The sequence below is a fragment of the Bradyrhizobium sp. PMVTL-01 genome (assembly GCF_051861855.1).
GTDB lineage: Bacteria > Pseudomonadota > Alphaproteobacteria > Rhizobiales > Xanthobacteraceae > Bradyrhizobium.
On sequence record NZ_CP193982.1, the window covers coordinates 7,482,039 to 7,496,889 of the forward strand.

Sequence of the window (14,851 nt, forward strand, 5' to 3'; positions counted from 1 at the left end):
TCCCCCTCAACCTGTCCTGAGACACGCAGCAACGATTGGCGCGAGCAGAACGTTGAAAAGCCCAACCAGGACCATCACCAAGCCTGCGACAGAGCCTTCCTGCCGGCCGAACTCATTCGCCTTCGCGGTACCCGCCCCATGCGCCCCGACCCCGAGCAGCGCGCCGCGGCCAAGGCCGAGTATCCGGGAAACCAGCTCAGCAACAGTTCGCCAACGATTGCGCCGACGATCCCGGTCACGACGACGAATACAGCCGTCAGGTCTGGCGTGCCGCCGATCTCCCCGGAGATCGTCATGGCAAAGGGTGTACTGATCGAGCGCGGCAACAGACTGAGGCGAAGGTCACCATTCAAGCCCAGCAATGCGGCCAAGGCCCACGACGACACCATGGAAGTTGCCGTCCCCGCCAGCATGCCAAGAGCAAGAACGCGCCAATGACGCCTGACCAGTTGCCGCTGCTCATAAATAAGAACTGCGAAGGCCACGGTTGCTGGTCCGAGCAGAGCAACCAGCCAGTGCGTTCCGCGGATATACTCATGATAGCCGGTCCGGAGTAAGATGGCTGCGAGGATCAGCACGAGCGGTGTGACGGCAAGTGGTGCCAGCCACCAACGGGGCCAGCGCCGGTACACGGCCTTGACGCCGACATACGCAGCGACGGTCAGCGATGACCAGAACACTGCACCGGTCGCGGGATCTTTCCAGATCGTCATGAGCGAGCTCATCACTTCACGGCCTTCGACAGCTGAGGTCAACAGTGAGCCCGGTCACGCACATCACAACAAGAGTGCTGCACACAATAACAGCAAATACCTTGAGGCCGACGATTCCCATGAGCTCGCGATGGTCGAGCACGGCAAGAGCGGCCGGCACGAAGAACAGGACCATGTCTCTGATCAGCCATTCGGCGCCTCGCCGAACGCTGAGGATGCTGAGATGCTTCGTTGCAAGAAGCAGGAGCACGACCAGCATGCCGACGACGCCGCCGGGAACTGGAATGCGCGTCAGCATGACCAGGACCTGCCCGGCGAGCCAGAACGCCAGGACGAGCACCAGCTGGAGCGGACCATTGCGGTGAAGAAAACGCCGCAGGCGATCGATCTTGAATTGCGTAGACATCACGGCTCCTTCATTGCCGCCAATGTAGGCCCGCTCGGATCATGTCAAAAATGAATTGTTCGACTTGTTTCTATTCTGCTATGGAATGTCATGGAGCTGAAAAACCTTCGTACCTTTGTCGAGGTCGTGCGCCAGGGCGGCTTTACCCAGGCCGCCAAGACGGTGTTTGCCACGCAATCAACCGTGAGCAAGGCAGTCAAACAGCTCGAGGACGAGATCGGCGTGCCCCTGCTCGACCGCATCGGCCATCGCAGCCAGCCGACCGCGGCCGGCCATATCGTGTACGAGCGGGCACTCAGGCTGCTGGCGGAACGCGATGATCTCATCGCCGAGCTCGGCGCCTTGCAGGGGCTGAAACGCGGCACGCTCCGCCTCGGGCTTCCGCCGATCGGCAGCAGTACGTTGTTCGCGCCCCTGTTTGCCGTCTATCGCAAGCGCTATCCAGGCATCGACATTCGCTTCGTCGAGCACGGCAGCGACCGCCTGGAGGAGCTCGTCCGCTCCGGCGAGATCGAGCTCGCCGCGTCGCTTCTCCCCGTATCTGATGAGTTCGATTGGCAGGATGTCCGGAACGAGCCGCTGAGCGTCCTCATGTCAGCCAGTCACCAGTTTGCAAACCGTCGCTCGCTCGACCTTCCTGCGCTGCGCAACCTGCCGTTCATTCTCTACGAGAGCGGGTTTGCACTGAACCGCATCATCATTGATGCGTGCCGGCGGCACGGCTTCGAACCCGCCATCGTTGCCCGTAGCAGCCAGATCGATTTCATCATCGAGCTCGCGGCGGCGAATCTCGGGATCGGCTTCATGCCGAGAATGATCGCGGAACAGCGCAAGAATGCCTTGGTCAAGCGCATCCTGCTATCGGAGCCGCATACCAACTGGCACATCGCCATGATCTGGCGTCGCGGTGCATTCTTATCCCATGCCGCGAAAGCTTGGCTGGAGCTTGTCGCGAAGCGCGGCACTCGGAGCGGAAGCAACCAAAATCGCCTGAATGTCGGTTGAAGAAGTCACCTTTCTGCGGCATCCGCGCTCGCAGCCCGCAAGCATATTGGCTGCGCCTTGAAGAGAAGCCGCCGAGTGGCTCACAGTCGCAAGCGACCGGTCGACACGATTCCTGAAGCTCTCGATCGCGCTGTTCATCTCCTCGCGTCTTCGCTGCTCCGCCGGCAAAGCCTCCTGGTACACGGAAATGGCAACGTCCATATCCAACATCACGGCCGAGTTGATGGCCACGAGAACCTTGGCGAGGCGCGAAGGACTCCAGCGATATTTCTGACGGCAAGACAGGTAAGCTCCCCAAGCACCAAATTATACCCCCCCGATATACCACCGAGGCTCCAGGCCGATTTTGTTATGGGCCAGTCCGATGTTGCGGACACCGCGAATATGTTCTTCATCGAACCGTCCACTGAACAGACGGGCCCCAATGAGCGCCCTGGGCTCCCTTCAAACGAGGAATATCGTTTCCGATCATCCTCGCGAGCTGCGGCGTGGCGGCGGCGTGCTCATAGAACCGGTCGAGGATCGCCGGCAGATTGTGCTCCAGAACTGGCGCAGCAATTCGGATGTCTGGGAATCGATGCGCATAAAGCGCAACCGCGTCTCCCGCTCCTCCGTGACGTCGCGAAGCTCCAATCGACCAGTCTCAAGGCTCATATTGCAAAAGCTCCATCTGTACTCGGCGTCAAGCGGCGCGTACACCTGAAAGGAAGTTTGCTACTTCCGATTTCAGCCGTTCGGCTTCCGCAGAGAGCTGATTCGCCGAGGTCAGGACGCTATCCGAGATCGCGCCTGTTTCGGCTGCAGCTTTTTGCGCCGAAGATACATTTCCGGAAACTTCGCGCGAGCCAGCCGCGGCATGCTGGATATTACCTGCGATTTCTTGCGTCGCTGAGCCCTGCTCTTCGACAGCTGCGGCGACGGTCGCTGTGATTTCGTTCATGCGGGCTACGGTGCCGCCGATCCCCTCGATGGTGCTGACTGCGCTTCCGGTCATCGCTTCGATTTCGGCCACCATCGACTGGATTTCGTCCGTCGCTTTCGCGGTCTGTGTCGCCAGGGATTTGACCTCCGAAGCGACAACAGCGAAGCCCCGCCCGGCTTCCCCCGCACGTGCCGCCTCGATGGTAGCATTGAGCGCAAGGAGGTTGGTTTGAGCGGCGATGCCGGTGATGAGCTCAACGATATCGCTGACCCGCTTGGCGGAGTTGGCGAGATTGGCCATGGTTGTATTCGCCCGAGCCGCCTCTGCGACTGCCCCCGCGGCAATCTGGGACGAATGAGCGACCTGGCGCGAAATCTCCTGTATCGACGAGGACAACTCCTCCGTCGCCGCAGCGACCATTCCTACATTGGAGCTGGTCTGGTCGGCGGCGACTGCCGCTGCGCTCGTCGCTTTGCTCGTGGTCTTCGCTGCGATCGCCATGGAGTTGGCAGAGGCTTCCATGCCGCTGGCCGCCGAGGCTATCCCGTCCGCGACCGCCTTGATCGATGCTTCAAAGCCGTCGGCAAGCTTTCGCATGGCCAGCTGACGGTCGCGTGCAGCGGCTTCCTTGAGCTGGTTCTGCTCGCCGGCGAGCCGCACTGCCTCCGCAGAGCGCTGCTTCAAAACCGCAATGGCTTGTGCAAGCGTGCCGACCTCGTCCTGCTGACTTGTGCCGGGCACGTCGACGGAGAGGTCGCCATCCGAGAGCCGGTGGGTGGCCTCGGCGAGCTTCAGGATCGGCCGGGTTGTGCGGCGGCCAATCCAGAGGGCTAGGCAGAACGAAACGAGAGCCAACGCAGCGACAATTCCGCCGATGCGTTGCGTGCTCGACCAAATGGCGGCCTCGACGGCGTCCAGATACACGCCCGAAGTGACGACCCAGTGCCACCCAGCAGTCAGCTTGTTGTAGGCGACTTTATCTATCGGAGGCGTGTTCGGTGCCGTCGGCCAGACATAGTAGACAAAGCCACCACCCCGCTGGGCGGCGGCGATCATTTCGCGGACGAATGCGACGCCATTAATATCTTTAACATCGGCCATTTGCCTGCCTTCCATCTCTCGAAACATGCCATTGGCAATCGAGAGGCCGTCCGCCTGCATGGCAGCGACGTATTCGCGCCCGTCGTAGCGCATGGCACGGATGGCATCCTTTGCAGCGGTCTGCGCTGCCTGCTCGCTCATCTCACCTCTTGCCGCCTTGCTCTCGTACATCTCAACGATCTTGGCCGCTGCTTCCGTGACCGAGCGAGCGCGCGCCCCACGCTCATAGCGGGTGATTTCGCCGATCGACCCGATTGCGAACCAGCCCGCCACGACGAGCGCTATCACGGCGAGCACCGGAAGAAGCAGAATTCGGGTGTTGATGCTTCGAGCAATTTTCAGCACATTTTTCTCCTGGAAACGGCGGTGCGAGACGGTATGCGCAGCTGGAGCTCCGAAGAGGCTGGATCACACGTGAACCCAGAGAGCGGCTCATCTCTTCAGAGGGTCCTGATCCGCTCATGGAGGCACTTCAATGCCTCGAGCTGCTGATCCAGTCGGTGCAGGGTCTGGGCAAGAACCGCCCTATCGACGGACTCCGGCTGGTTCGAGACGTCCTGAATCAGCCTTGCAGTTGCCAACACTGCCCGAGACGCAGCGGCGAGCGCAGACGACGCCTTCGCTGCGACTGCCAGTCTGAAGACTGTCCCGTCCGCAGTCCCTCCTTCTGCGGAGATGCCCGGCCGCTCATTTGCAGGTTGCCTGCTCGATAGGTGAATGACGTTCATTTGCCCCCGATTTCCCGAACGCCCCAGCCCTCGTGGCGTAATTAATCGACCGGTTCACCCTCACGCCATTTGATTAAGGAGACTTCTGCCGCAGTTGATCGATGTTAATTGCGGCCTTCCTCCTCGCCCCGAATTAACTGATCGCCTGGTATTGGCAGATTTGCTCCAATTCCCGGCGGTGCGATATCTCCAGGAACCCCGCTTCCAGTCGCAGCCAGCCGCGCGCCCGGAAAGTCGCGATGGTGCGGCTGACGTGCACCGGCGTCAGCCCGACGGTGTCCGCGATATGCTGCTGCAAGAATGGGAACGAATAGCGTTCGCTTCGATCAGGACTCCACTTTCGCAGCCGAGAAGTGGAATGCAGCAAGAACCAGGCGACGCGCTCCTCGGCCGACTTCTGCGCAATCGCGGTCAGAAGCCGATTGGCTTCGCGAAGCCGCTCGCCCAGCAATTCGGAGATCACGATCGCGAGTTGAGGCTCCCGGACGATGCGATCCTTGATCGCGGCCATGGAAAAGATGCCGAATTGAACGTCGGTCAAGGCGCGCGCGGAGGACTCGCCTTGCTGGCCGAGGATGTCACCCGGAAACAGCATGTCTCCCGCTGAAAGAAAAGCCAGGATTTGCCGGCGCCCCCTACTCAACGGCAGATATTCGAAGGCCCACCCTTCGCAGACCACGATGACTTCGTCCACGCGCGGCTTTGCGAGCGAGACGATTTGGCCTTTTCGCGCCACCTTGAAGTGTTTGCCTAAATTCCCGCGAGCAACGCCACTTTCGAGGGCCATTGCAGCACCGCAGAAACCTTGACCTCTGTTCGGGCAAGTGACGCAGAGATCGGCGTTCATGCTAAGAGAAAACAGGCCACACTGCGCCCGCGGTTTCCGCCGGCGGATGAAGGATCGTGCTAGATTGCTAGGGACGAGCCGGGACCAATAGAACGATATTGCGAGCGTTGTGACGATTATTGCGATTTGACCGACGAACGAACCACTCCTGGCGTAATTCCCAAGATCCGCTTGAAGGCGCGGGTCATATGCGATTGGTCGCTGAAGCCGCAGGCAACGGCGACTTCCGAGAGTGGCAAAGGCGATTCGCGGATCATTTCGACCGCGCGATCGAGGCGCTTTCTGATAACGAACTGGTAAGGGCTGAGGCCGAACGACGCCTTGAAACAACGAATGAAATGGTACTCGCTGATGCCCGCCTCACGTGCAAGCTGCTCCAGCTCGAAGTCCCGAGACAGGTGCGTTTCGATGAAACCGAGCGCCCGCCGTTTCTGGGCCGCGGTCAGTTGCCAGGCCGGCTTCGTTTCTTCTCTGCGATCGTGATGATAGTCCCGGAGCAAGCGAACTGACATCGCTTGCGCAAGCGTGTCGATGAGCAGCGTACCACCAGCTGACGGGGCTCGCAGTTCATCAATCATCATGTCCGCAAGCGCGAGTAGCTTGCCGTCATCGACCTCGAGAGCATCCTTCGCGATCAGTCGCCGGTAATCCCGTTCGAACGCGCGGGCGCATGTCTCGCTGAGAAGCCCGCTCGAAAGGTAGAGGTGCGACACCTCGATCGGCTGATCCCATTCCCAACGCGAAGGCGTTCCCGCGCCGAGGATCGAAATCGTCCGCGGGCGAACCAGCGCACCTTGCCAACCGGCTTCGCAACGCCGGCGCATGCGAGACTGCCCATGGCGATAGATGACGATGAGCAGGCTATCGATCGCAGGTCCCTCAACGAGCAAGGGCCCGTAGCGAAACTCCCGAAAGACCACGCGCCGCCGCGGATCCCCATTGTCGGACTCAGCAAGAATTTCACCTGGGGCGTAGAGCGGCACCTGCTCGGGGTTTATCGGGGGCGACGCGGCCGGTCGCAACCGCTCCTGATTGTAAAAGCTCCTCATGCTCATTGCACTTTCGCCGACAGGTCCGTTCAACCGGGAGACCGCTTCACTGACCGGTGCAACCTCAGCAATCCGCTGCGGGCATCGATCGAGACTACACATCATTTTCGATTACGGCTGATTGAATGGCAATCGCGCAAATGCGCGGTACGCGCCGTCGCGTCGGCGGGAGAACGGAATAGGGGCGACCCCAAAAAAAATCCAGAGAGGTACGTGGTTACGCTGCGAATTTGATGCAGGTTAAGCAGTTCGCTGTTCTCAAGTGGCGAGCGCGAGCGGCTATTCGTTCCATGTCGGCCCGATCTCGATCAAACTGCTCGATATCCGTATCTTCGGCTGCCTGGCTTGGACTCGTCGGTTTGCAAGCAGGCAGTTTCGACGACGCTGGCATGCGACAGGGTATCGAATGATCTGGGATGAGCTCAGGGCGGCTTTCAAGCACGGGGTCAGAGAAGAGACAGTCGATCGGATATTACAGGTGCTGAACGAGGAGCTCGAGCTTCGAAGCCGCGCGGAAGCCGATCTGCGACTGAGCGAGGCCAAATTCCGCAGTGCCGTGATCGCCAGCCCAGACGCCGTGATCGTGGTCAACAAGGCGGCTTCCATCGAGTTCGCAAGCGAACGTGTGTTCGACGTCTTCGGCTATGCATCTGCAGAACTGCTGGGAAAGCCGCTCAATGTCCTGATCCCGGATCGGTTCTGGATCAGTCACCTGGAGAACGTCGACCGGTTCTTTGCCAGTCCGCGGACGCGAATGATGGGCGCTGGGGTTGCTCTGTGCGGGCGCCGCAAGGACGCAACGGAATTCCCGGCCGAGATCAGCATCAGCCCGATCGAATTCGCCGGCACGACCTCGGTCGTGGCCGCGATCAGAGATGCCACCGAGCGCAAGGCGATGGAAGCTCAGCTGCAGCAGGCGCAGAAGATGGAGGCGCTCGGTCAGCTGACCGGCGGCGTGGCGCACGACTTCAACAACATCTTGACTGTGATCACCGGCACCATCGACGTTCTCGCACGGGCCGTCGCGGATCGGCCCGATCTGCTGGCGATCACGAGGCTGATCGATGAAGCCGCGGAACGGGGCGCCGGGCTGACGAAGCATCTTCTTGCCTTCGCCCGCAAGCAGCCGCTCCAGCCGCGGGACATCGATGCCAATGCGCTGGTGCGGGAGGCAGGAAAGCTCATTGGTCCCACCCTTGGTGAGCGAATCATCATCAGCATGAGACTGGCGGAGGAGGCCTGGATCGTGCGCGCCGATGCCGATCAGCTCACGACGGCACTATTGAACCTCGCGTTCAACGCACGCGACGCCATGCCGAATGGTGGCAAGCTGATGTTTGAGACGCACAATATCTCGCTCGACCAGCGAGACGTTGGCGCGCATGGTGATGTGGTGGCCGGCGAGTATCTCATGATCGCCGTTCGCGACACCGGGGTCGGCATAGCTGCTCATCTTCTGGAACGAGTCTTCGATCCGTTCTTCACCACCAAGGAGGTCGGCAAGGGGACCGGCCTCGGGTTGAGCATGGTGTTTGGCTTCGTCAAGCAGTCGGGCGGGCACATCACAATTCATAGCGAGGAAGGTCACGGTACAACCGTCAGGATCTGTCTCCCGCGAAGCACAGGAAGGCCGACAACCTCATAGGTCGTTCGCGGCAGGCCGGGATTCGCAAGAGGTTCGGCCTCGATTGTCCGAGTATCGCAAGATCTCGCACCTGGCCTTGGGAGGGATGGGCCGGGTTGGATTCAGCGCTGCCATTGCCGCCCAGGGCTCGCCATGCTGTTCTCGAGCGCAACCAGCAGCTCACCCGCGCCTTGTCCTTGATCGCGAGCTTGAGCACCCGCCACAGTCGTGCTGGCGTGATGCGGGCGTCGATGAAGTCGTCCGGAAGATCCGGTCCCCATTGATAGAGACCGCCGCGGTCCATCAAGTGATAGCCCGCCGGCTGCGCCGCGTCGAACAGATCGCCATCGGCGTAGTGCTCGTGTTTTCTGGCCGCAGGGGTCGCGCAAATAGTCGAAGATCTGGCTTTCGAGCAAATGACGGCCCATCCCCCGGGGCGTCCGATACCGCTTCGCCATCAGCACCTGCTGACCCATTTCGACCGCGTCGAGATCGACGATCTCGAACGCGACATGATCGACCTTCGATTCATGCCCATGCCAATGAAGACCGCATGATGGTCGGTCGGCTCGCTACCTCGGTCGAGGCGTGTGAACGAGCCCGCTGGCGTGCCGTCGGCGAGACACATGACGTCGGACGGAAGGAAACCCAACGTGTCCATTTACCAGCGTACGCTGCGGTTGAAGTCGGGTGTCTCCAGGACGAGGTGACCGAGCTTGGTGACCTGCGGCGGCTCGAGCTTCGGGCGGCGGCCTTTCCGTTCGCAGCGGCGATCACCGAGGGCCATGAGAGCGCAGCTGGCGCGGGAACGATTTCCTTGCCCGGCCTCACTCCTCTCGCATTGCCGCTGAGACCATCTGACGTTCGATCACGGATCGAGTGTTAGGACTTCCGATCGGCCCTTGTGGCCATTGCTGAGAGGCTCGCGCGCCTGTATCATTGATACATTCCCTCGTGCGCAACAGCGATTAGGCAAGTCGAGGAATTTCAGGGATTTACCGGGAACGTTGGTAGCGGGGGAGGGACTCGAACCCCCGACCCCAGGATTATGATTCCCGTGCTCTAACCAGCTGAGCTACCCCGCCACAGGGATCGCGAACGGCGGAACGGCCGATCTCGCGAACGCGCGGCATATAAGGAAGGGGGCGGCGGGAAGTCAAGCAAAGTGGCAGCGATTGAGGGGTGATTTCACTGGCTAAATCGCCCGTTTAGGGCGGGGCTCGTCCGTTTTTGCGGAGAGTCCCCTCGCCCGGAGTCCGCGCCTTTGTGCGGATTCCGGCTTCTCCGCGCGCGGGGAATCGAAGGGAGATCGGAGTCCGCCTACGGCAGGGCTTCGGCGGGACAAGCTATTTCGGCCTCACATTCGGGTCGCCGCCGGGGCTGCCGGGGGGCGGGATGACCGGGGTGTTGCTGCCGGTGTCGGGGGCCGGGGCGTGCATGTCGGGGTCGACGCCGGCGGGCGGGCAGAGCACGCCTTCGGATTTGGCCAGCCTGTCGCCGAGCGGTTCCCGGGACTGGCCGGTGGTGGTGCCATCGGGTGAGCGGTTCGGGCGGTCCTGCGGCGTGCAGTTGGCCGCATGTTGCGGGGATGGCGGCGCTGTCGCTTGCGGCGGCGTCGCAGGGGCGGGCGGGGCCTGCGCGATCGCACCGCCGGAGGCGGCGATCAGCAGGCTTGCCAGAATGATGTTTGATGTGGTGCGCATGGGAGGAAAACGCGCCGGCCTTGGCGCGTGTTCCCGCAGTACAATCACGATTTGCGGTAGCGGATCAGCGAGAAATGGCCCATCGGCGGCATGGGGCGACGCTCGGTGAGCGTGACGCCGCCGTGTTTGGCGGCCCAGTTGACGAGGCGGGCCCACGGGAATTCCGGGCGCCAGCCGAGGCGGCGGGCGATGGGGGCAAAGGCGAGCTCGGAGAGCTTGCGCAGGCCCTTTTCCGCGCCGATGTGGTTGACGAGGATCAGCTCGCCGCCCGGCTTGAGCACGCGCACGAACTCGTCGAGCGTTCCTTCCGGATCGGGCACGGCGGTAATGACATATTGCGCCACCACCGCGTCAAAGACGTTATCGGGGAAGGCGAGGTTCTTCGCGTCCATCACCGAGAGCACTTCGACATTGCTGAGACGTAGTGCGCGGACGCGCGCCTGCGCCTTGCGCAGCATCGGCTCGGAGATGTCCACGCCGCAGATCTTCGTGGTGCGCGCGTAGTCGGAGAGCGAAAGCCCGGTGCCGACGCCCACGTCGAGGATGCGGCCGCCGATGCGGTCAGCTTCCGCGATGGTCGACTGCCGTCCGGCGTCGAAGACCTTGCCGAACACGAGATCGTAAACCGGCGCCCAGCGGCCATAGGCCTTCTCGACCCCCGCCCGCGAGATGTCTGCTGCCATGCCCCCTGCCCTTACTACACCTCTCCCGAAGGGAGAGGTCGGATAGCATCGCAAGATGCGATCCGGGTGAGCGGTTGCGGTGTCAATAATAGTTGCGGCCCCTCACCCGGATTGCTGCGCAATCCGACCTCTCCCCGTCGGGGAGAGGTAAATCCGGCCCGACCAGTTACACTAAATCTCTTCATGGTCAGCCGCGCACGGCTTCCGCAAGCGGATGCGATGTTGCAGCGTCAAGCTTCGCCGCGGCGCTCTGAATAAAGCCACCGCCGAGAACGCGGGCCTGGCCACTGGGTGCGTCGTAGAACACGCAGGCCTGGCCGGGCGAGACGCCCTCCTCGCCGGCGACGAGTTCGACCTCGTAATGGCCGCCTCCGCCGCGCAGCCAGGCCGGCTGCGGCGAGCGGGTCGAGCGCACACGCACGAACATCTCGAGGCCATTGCCGATCGCGCGGTCGATGTCGCCGCCGCCGATCCAGTTGACGTCGCGCAAGCTGATGCGGTGCATCTTCAGCGCATCGCGCGGGCCGACGACGACGCGGCGGCCCGGGGCATCGAGGCGCACCACGAACAGCGGCGAGCCGGAGGCGATGCCGAGGCCGCGGCGCTGGCCGACGGTGAAATTGGCAATGCCGTGATGCTGGCCCAGCACGCGGCCGTCGAGATCGACGATATCGCCGGGGTCCATCGCGTTCGGACGCAGGCGGGTGATGATGTCGGTGTAGCGGCCGGTCGGCACGAAGCAGATATCCTGGCTGTCGTGCTTGTCGGCGACGGACAGGCCGAAGCGGCGCGCGAGCTCGCGCGTCTCGGGCTTGGTCATGTCGCCGAGCGGGAAGCGCAGGAAGTCGAGCTGCTCCTGCGTGGTCGCGAACAGGAAATAGCTCTGGTCGCGATCTCCGTCGGCCGCGCAGACCAGCGCGCGCGAACCGTCGCTCCGGAGGCGCGAGGCGACGTAATGGCCGGTGGCGAGCGCCTGCGCTCCTAACTCACGGGCGGTCTTGAGGAGGTCGCGGAATTTGACGCTGCGGTTGCACTCGATGCACGGCACCGGCGTCTCGCCGAGCGCGTAAGAGTCGGCGAAATTGTCGATGACGGACTCGCGAAAACGATCCTCGTAGTCGAGCACGTAATGGGGAATGCCGAGCTTGGCCGCGACGTCGCGGGCGTCGTGGATGTCCTGGCCGGCGCAGCAGGCGCCCTTGCGATGGGTGGCCGCGCCGTGGTCGTAGAGCTGCAGGGTGATGCCGACGACGTCGTAGCCTTCAGCCTTCAGCAGCGCAGCCGTCGTCGAGGAATCGACGCCGCCCGACATGGCAACGACGACCCTGGTGTCCTCAGGACGGCCTTCGAGATCCAGACTGTTGCGCATGGGTTCTTAAGCTGTGACGGCGGTTCGGCGATCCGCGATTTGCTTCTGGCCGGGACATGAACGGTCCCCAGGGAACTTCGGTTCCCGCAGGGGCCCGACTTGCCCGGTCGAAAGCGGCTGAGAGCTGCCTCTTTAATATAGGCCTCATTCCGGTGAAGCAATCACGCCGGCCTCGAGCTTAGGGCAATTCTTGCCGGGGCGGCAGAAATGGCGAGGCTTTCGCGCCCCGCGTGACGGGACCATCAATTCAATAATTGATTGATTCCGTTATATAAATCGTCGCAGCGGAGGCTGGCCCGCTCCTTGCTACCCCCAAGGCCGAAGATGTTTCCAAGGGGTTGCCTGTGGTCGGTGTTTCCTCAGATCTAGCTGCCAGCGTCCAGGTTTCGAGCGCGCAGCAGAAACCTGCGCGGTCGCAAGGGCCGAGGGGCACGTCACCGAACGAGTCCTTCGGCTCGCTGGTCGACAGCAACACCCAGGGGATCAGCAATAACGCGCCGGCCCAGGACGCCGCGCCGCGCCGGACCGAGTCCTCGTCCTCCTCCGCCTCCGACCGCAGTTCGCGCGACACCGCCTCCACCCAATCCTCCGCGCAGAGCAAGGCCAGCGACGACAGCAACACGCCCGTTCCCGCAAAGAGCGAAGCTACGGACGATGCGGGCAAGGATCAGGTCAAGACGGACACGACCAAGGACAAGCCAGAGGCGTCCGACGCGAAATCGGCCGAAAAATCCGAGGACAAGAGCGACACGACCGAGGGCAGCGACAGCCTCGCCGCCCCCCTCGACGCCGCAACCGCCGCGCAGGTTGACGCGACGCAGGCCGCTCAGCCCGATCCGAACGCCGTCGTCGTCGCCGCGGCTGTCGTGCCGGCCGGTCCGAATGCGGCAGCAAACCAGGCCAGCGAGGCGGCCGCCTCGCCGCTGACGATCGCCGCCGCCGGCATCGCCGCCAGCGCGTCCACGGCGGCGCAGATTGCGGGCAGCAAGACCGAGACCGCGACGGCCGGCGACAAGAGCGCCAAGATGGCCGGCGCGAAAGTCGATGCCGACACCTCGGCGACGCTGGCCGATGCCGCGACCGGCACGACTGCGACGACCGACGGCACCGCGACCGACTCCAAGACCAATGGTGGATTGATCGCCGTTGTGGACCAGGGCACGCCAAAGACCTCGTTCAAGGCCGCCGCGATCGCCGCCGGCGTGAGCGACGTCTCGAATATCGGCCAGGATGCGGGCAAGACGAACGCCGCACCCACACCGGACAATGCGGCAACCGCCAACCCCGCGCATGGGCAAGTGGCAAAGCCGCAGGCGGATGGCGGCACGGCCGAGGTGAAAGCCGACGTGAAGGCCGGCGCCAATGACGCCGCACCCGCCGCGCCGAACACGCATGCCCATGCAGGCGCGCAAGCCTTCGCGGCACCGACCGACACCGGCGCGCAGGCCCCATCCGCCGTGCAGGCGCCGCTGACAAACACGAGCTCCGCAGCAACCGCCTCGACCGCAACACTGACCGCGACCGCGGCGACTTCGACGGCGGTGCCGATCAACGCGGTGCCGATCGAGATCGCGGCGGCCGCACGCACGGGCAAGACACGCTTCGACATCAGCCTCGATCCGGTCGACCTGGGCCGTATCGACGTCCGCATCAATGTCGACCGCAACGGCCAGGTCACCTCGCATCTCACGGTCGACAAGCCGGAGACGCTGCAGATGCTGCGGCAGGACGCGCCGCAATTGCAGCGCGCGCTCGACGATGCCGGCTTCAAGACCGGCAGCAACGGGCTCTCCTTCAGCCTGCGCGACCAGAATTCGTCGGGCCAGCAGTCCGGTCAGAACAACGACCATGGCGGCAATGCCCGCCGGCTGATCATCAGCGAGGACGACAGCGTTCCCGCAGCGCCCGTCGGGCGCGGCTATGGCCGCATGCTCGGCTCGAGCAGCGGCGTCGACATCAGAGTGTGAGGAGTATTCGCTTATGACCACCACGAATGCCGCCACCGCCCCCGCCGTCGTCTCCGGCACGACCGACATCCCGAAATCGTCCTCGAGCTCGACCATGAGCTCGAACACGGGCTCGACGCTCGCCGGCAACTTCCAGACCTTCCTGACCCTGCTGACGACGCAGCTGCAGAACCAGAACCCGCTCGATCCGCTCGACACCAACCAGTTCACGCAGCAGCTGGTGCAGTTCGCCGGCGTCGAGCAGCAGCTCAAGACCAACGATTCCCTGGCCCAGCTCGTCACCCTGCAGCAGACCACGCAGGCGACCCAGGCGCTGGGCTTCGTCGGCAAGAGCGCGCTGGTCGATGGCTCGACCGCGACGATGAAGAACTCGTCGGCGACCTGGCACCTCAACGTGCCCTCCGACTCCACCGTCGACATCACCATCGCCAATGCCAGCGGCCAGACCGTCTTCACCGGCAAATACACCGCCGCCGCCGGCACGGACGTTCCCTTCACCTGGAACGGCCAGGGCAATGACGGCACGCAGTGGCCGGACGGCAAGTACACGATCTCGGCCACGGGCAAGGACGTCGCCAACAACAATGTCGGCATCGCCGCACAGGTGCAGGGCATGGTGTCGTCGGTCGACCTGACCCAGTCGCCGCCGCTGCTCACGATCGACGGCGCCAGCTACACGCTGAGCCAGGTTAAGAGCATCATTGCGACGAGTAGTAATTGAAGGCGAGCGCGCG

General features: G+C 63.1%; 14 protein-coding genes, 1 tRNA gene and 2 pseudogenes. 5 read left to right on the forward strand and 12 right to left on the reverse strand.

The window, feature by feature from the left end; all coding sequences use genetic code 11:
* Positions 1-6 precede the first annotated feature (6 nt).
* Positions 7-725, reverse strand: a pseudogene (locus ACRQ5Q_RS36035) (LrgB family protein).
* Between the two features lie 4 nt (positions 726-729).
* A complete protein-coding gene (locus ACRQ5Q_RS36040; protein ID WP_439394634.1) occupies positions 730-1,119 on the reverse strand; it encodes a CidA/LrgA family protein in 390 nt (129 codons plus the stop codon).
* 90 nt (positions 1,120-1,209) lie between these two features.
* Here ACRQ5Q_RS36040 and ACRQ5Q_RS36045 point away from each other — a divergent pair, with 90 nt between their 5' ends.
* Positions 1,210-2,124, forward strand: a complete 915-nt coding sequence (locus tag ACRQ5Q_RS36045; RefSeq protein ID WP_439370352.1) for a LysR family transcriptional regulator — start codon at positions 1,210-1,212, stop codon at positions 2,122-2,124.
* Positions 2,125-2,430: 306 nt separating this feature from the next.
* Here ACRQ5Q_RS36045 and ACRQ5Q_RS36050 read toward each other — a convergent pair whose 3' ends face one another.
* The 5 genes from ACRQ5Q_RS36050 to ACRQ5Q_RS36070 form a co-directional block, all read right to left on the reverse strand.
* Positions 2,431-2,550 carry a protoglobin domain-containing protein gene (locus tag ACRQ5Q_RS36050; protein ID WP_439375687.1) on the reverse strand — a complete coding sequence of 40 codons (120 nt, stop codon included), beginning with the start codon at positions 2,548-2,550 and terminating at the stop codon, positions 2,431-2,433.
* Complete coding sequence (locus tag ACRQ5Q_RS36055) at positions 2,516-2,758, reverse strand: protoglobin domain-containing protein (RefSeq protein WP_439399933.1); 243 nt, start codon at positions 2,756-2,758, stop codon at positions 2,516-2,518. Before ACRQ5Q_RS36055 ends, ACRQ5Q_RS36050 begins: the two co-directional genes overlap by 35 nt.
* 48 nt (positions 2,759-2,806) lie before the next feature.
* Complete coding sequence (locus ACRQ5Q_RS36060) at positions 2,807-4,492, reverse strand: methyl-accepting chemotaxis protein (protein WP_439394636.1); 1,686 nt, start codon at positions 4,490-4,492, stop codon at positions 2,807-2,809.
* Between the two features lie 516 nt (positions 4,493-5,008).
* A complete protein-coding gene (locus ACRQ5Q_RS36065; RefSeq protein WP_439370355.1) occupies positions 5,009-5,662 on the reverse strand; it encodes a Crp/Fnr family transcriptional regulator in 654 nt (217 codons plus the stop codon).
* A gap of 176 nt (positions 5,663-5,838) precedes the next feature.
* Positions 5,839-6,777, reverse strand: coding sequence for a helix-turn-helix domain-containing protein (locus ACRQ5Q_RS36070; RefSeq protein WP_439394638.1), 939 nt, complete (start codon positions 6,775-6,777; stop codon positions 5,839-5,841).
* A 400-nt stretch (positions 6,778-7,177) separates the two neighbouring features.
* On the opposite strand from ACRQ5Q_RS36070, the pseudogene ACRQ5Q_RS36075 reads away from it, so the two are divergent.
* Both ACRQ5Q_RS36075 and ACRQ5Q_RS36080 read left to right on the forward strand, forming a co-directional pair.
* A pseudogene (locus ACRQ5Q_RS36075) lies at positions 7,178-8,398 on the forward strand (two-component system sensor histidine kinase NtrB); the annotation flags it as partial.
* Between the two features lie 413 nt (positions 8,399-8,811).
* Positions 8,812-8,952, forward strand: coding sequence for a hypothetical protein (locus ACRQ5Q_RS36080; protein ID WP_439394640.1), 141 nt, complete (start codon positions 8,812-8,814; stop codon positions 8,950-8,952).
* A gap of 104 nt (positions 8,953-9,056) precedes the next feature.
* Here the strand turns inward: ACRQ5Q_RS36080 and ACRQ5Q_RS36085 are convergent, their stop codons facing one another.
* The 5 genes from ACRQ5Q_RS36085 to mnmA form a co-directional block, all read right to left on the reverse strand.
* Positions 9,057-9,182 carry a hypothetical protein gene (locus ACRQ5Q_RS36085; RefSeq protein ID WP_439394642.1) on the reverse strand — a complete coding sequence of 42 codons (126 nt, stop codon included), beginning with the start codon at positions 9,180-9,182 and terminating at the stop codon, positions 9,057-9,059.
* A 221-nt stretch (positions 9,183-9,403) separates the two neighbouring features.
* A tRNA-Met gene (locus ACRQ5Q_RS36090) sits at positions 9,404-9,480 on the reverse strand.
* A 261-nt stretch (positions 9,481-9,741) separates the two neighbouring features.
* Positions 9,742-10,098 carry a hypothetical protein gene (locus ACRQ5Q_RS36095; RefSeq protein WP_439370357.1) on the reverse strand — a complete coding sequence of 119 codons (357 nt, stop codon included), beginning with the start codon at positions 10,096-10,098 and terminating at the stop codon, positions 9,742-9,744.
* Between the two features lie 44 nt (positions 10,099-10,142).
* The gene (locus ACRQ5Q_RS36100) at positions 10,143-10,781 is read right to left on the reverse strand and encodes a class I SAM-dependent methyltransferase (RefSeq protein ID WP_439370358.1); all 639 of its coding nucleotides are present in this window, start codon (positions 10,779-10,781) and stop codon (positions 10,143-10,145) included.
* Between the two features lie 187 nt (positions 10,782-10,968).
* A complete protein-coding gene (gene mnmA, locus ACRQ5Q_RS36105; RefSeq protein ID WP_439394644.1) occupies positions 10,969-12,150 on the reverse strand; it encodes a tRNA 2-thiouridine(34) synthase MnmA in 1,182 nt (393 codons plus the stop codon).
* 344 nt (positions 12,151-12,494) lie between these two features.
* Between mnmA and ACRQ5Q_RS36110 the strand changes: the two genes are divergently transcribed.
* On the forward strand, positions 12,495-14,117 hold the full coding sequence (locus tag ACRQ5Q_RS36110; protein WP_439394646.1) for a flagellar hook-length control protein FliK: 1,623 nt from the start codon (positions 12,495-12,497) through the stop codon (positions 14,115-14,117).
* 13 nt (positions 14,118-14,130) lie between these two features.
* Positions 14,131-14,838 carry a flagellar hook assembly protein FlgD gene (locus tag ACRQ5Q_RS36115; protein WP_439394648.1) on the forward strand — a complete coding sequence of 236 codons (708 nt, stop codon included), beginning with the start codon at positions 14,131-14,133 and terminating at the stop codon, positions 14,836-14,838.
* The last annotated feature ends 13 nt before the right edge of the window (positions 14,839-14,851 follow it).

Bases quoted from the DNA above. Each gene is read 5' to 3' on its own strand.
- ACRQ5Q_RS36040 (WP_439394634.1), bottom strand. From the start codon at position 1,119: ATGTCTACGCAATTCAAGATCGATCGCCTGCGGCGTTTTCTTCACCGC.
- ACRQ5Q_RS36045 (WP_439370352.1), top strand. From the start codon at position 1,210: ATGGAGCTGAAAAACCTTCGTACCTTTGTCGAGGTCGTGCGCCAGGGC.
- ACRQ5Q_RS36065 (WP_439370355.1), bottom strand. From the start codon at position 5,662: ATGGCCCTCGAAAGTGGCGTTGCTCGCGGGAATTTAGGCAAACACTTC.
- ACRQ5Q_RS36070 (WP_439394638.1), bottom strand. From the start codon at position 6,777: ATGAGCATGAGGAGCTTTTACAATCAGGAGCGGTTGCGACCGGCCGCG.
- ACRQ5Q_RS36080 (WP_439394640.1), top strand. From the start codon at position 8,812: ATGACGGCCCATCCCCCGGGGCGTCCGATACCGCTTCGCCATCAGCAC.
- ACRQ5Q_RS36085 (WP_439394642.1), bottom strand. From the start codon at position 9,182: ATGGCCCTCGGTGATCGCCGCTGCGAACGGAAAGGCCGCCGCCCGAAG.
- ACRQ5Q_RS36095 (WP_439370357.1), bottom strand. From the start codon at position 10,098: ATGCGCACCACATCAAACATCATTCTGGCAAGCCTGCTGATCGCCGCC.
- ACRQ5Q_RS36100 (WP_439370358.1), bottom strand. From the start codon at position 10,781: ATGGCAGCAGACATCTCGCGGGCGGGGGTCGAGAAGGCCTATGGCCGC.
- mnmA (WP_439394644.1), bottom strand. From the start codon at position 12,150: ATGCGCAACAGTCTGGATCTCGAAGGCCGTCCTGAGGACACCAGGGTC.
- ACRQ5Q_RS36115 (WP_439394648.1), top strand. From the start codon at position 14,131: ATGACCACCACGAATGCCGCCACCGCCCCCGCCGTCGTCTCCGGCACG.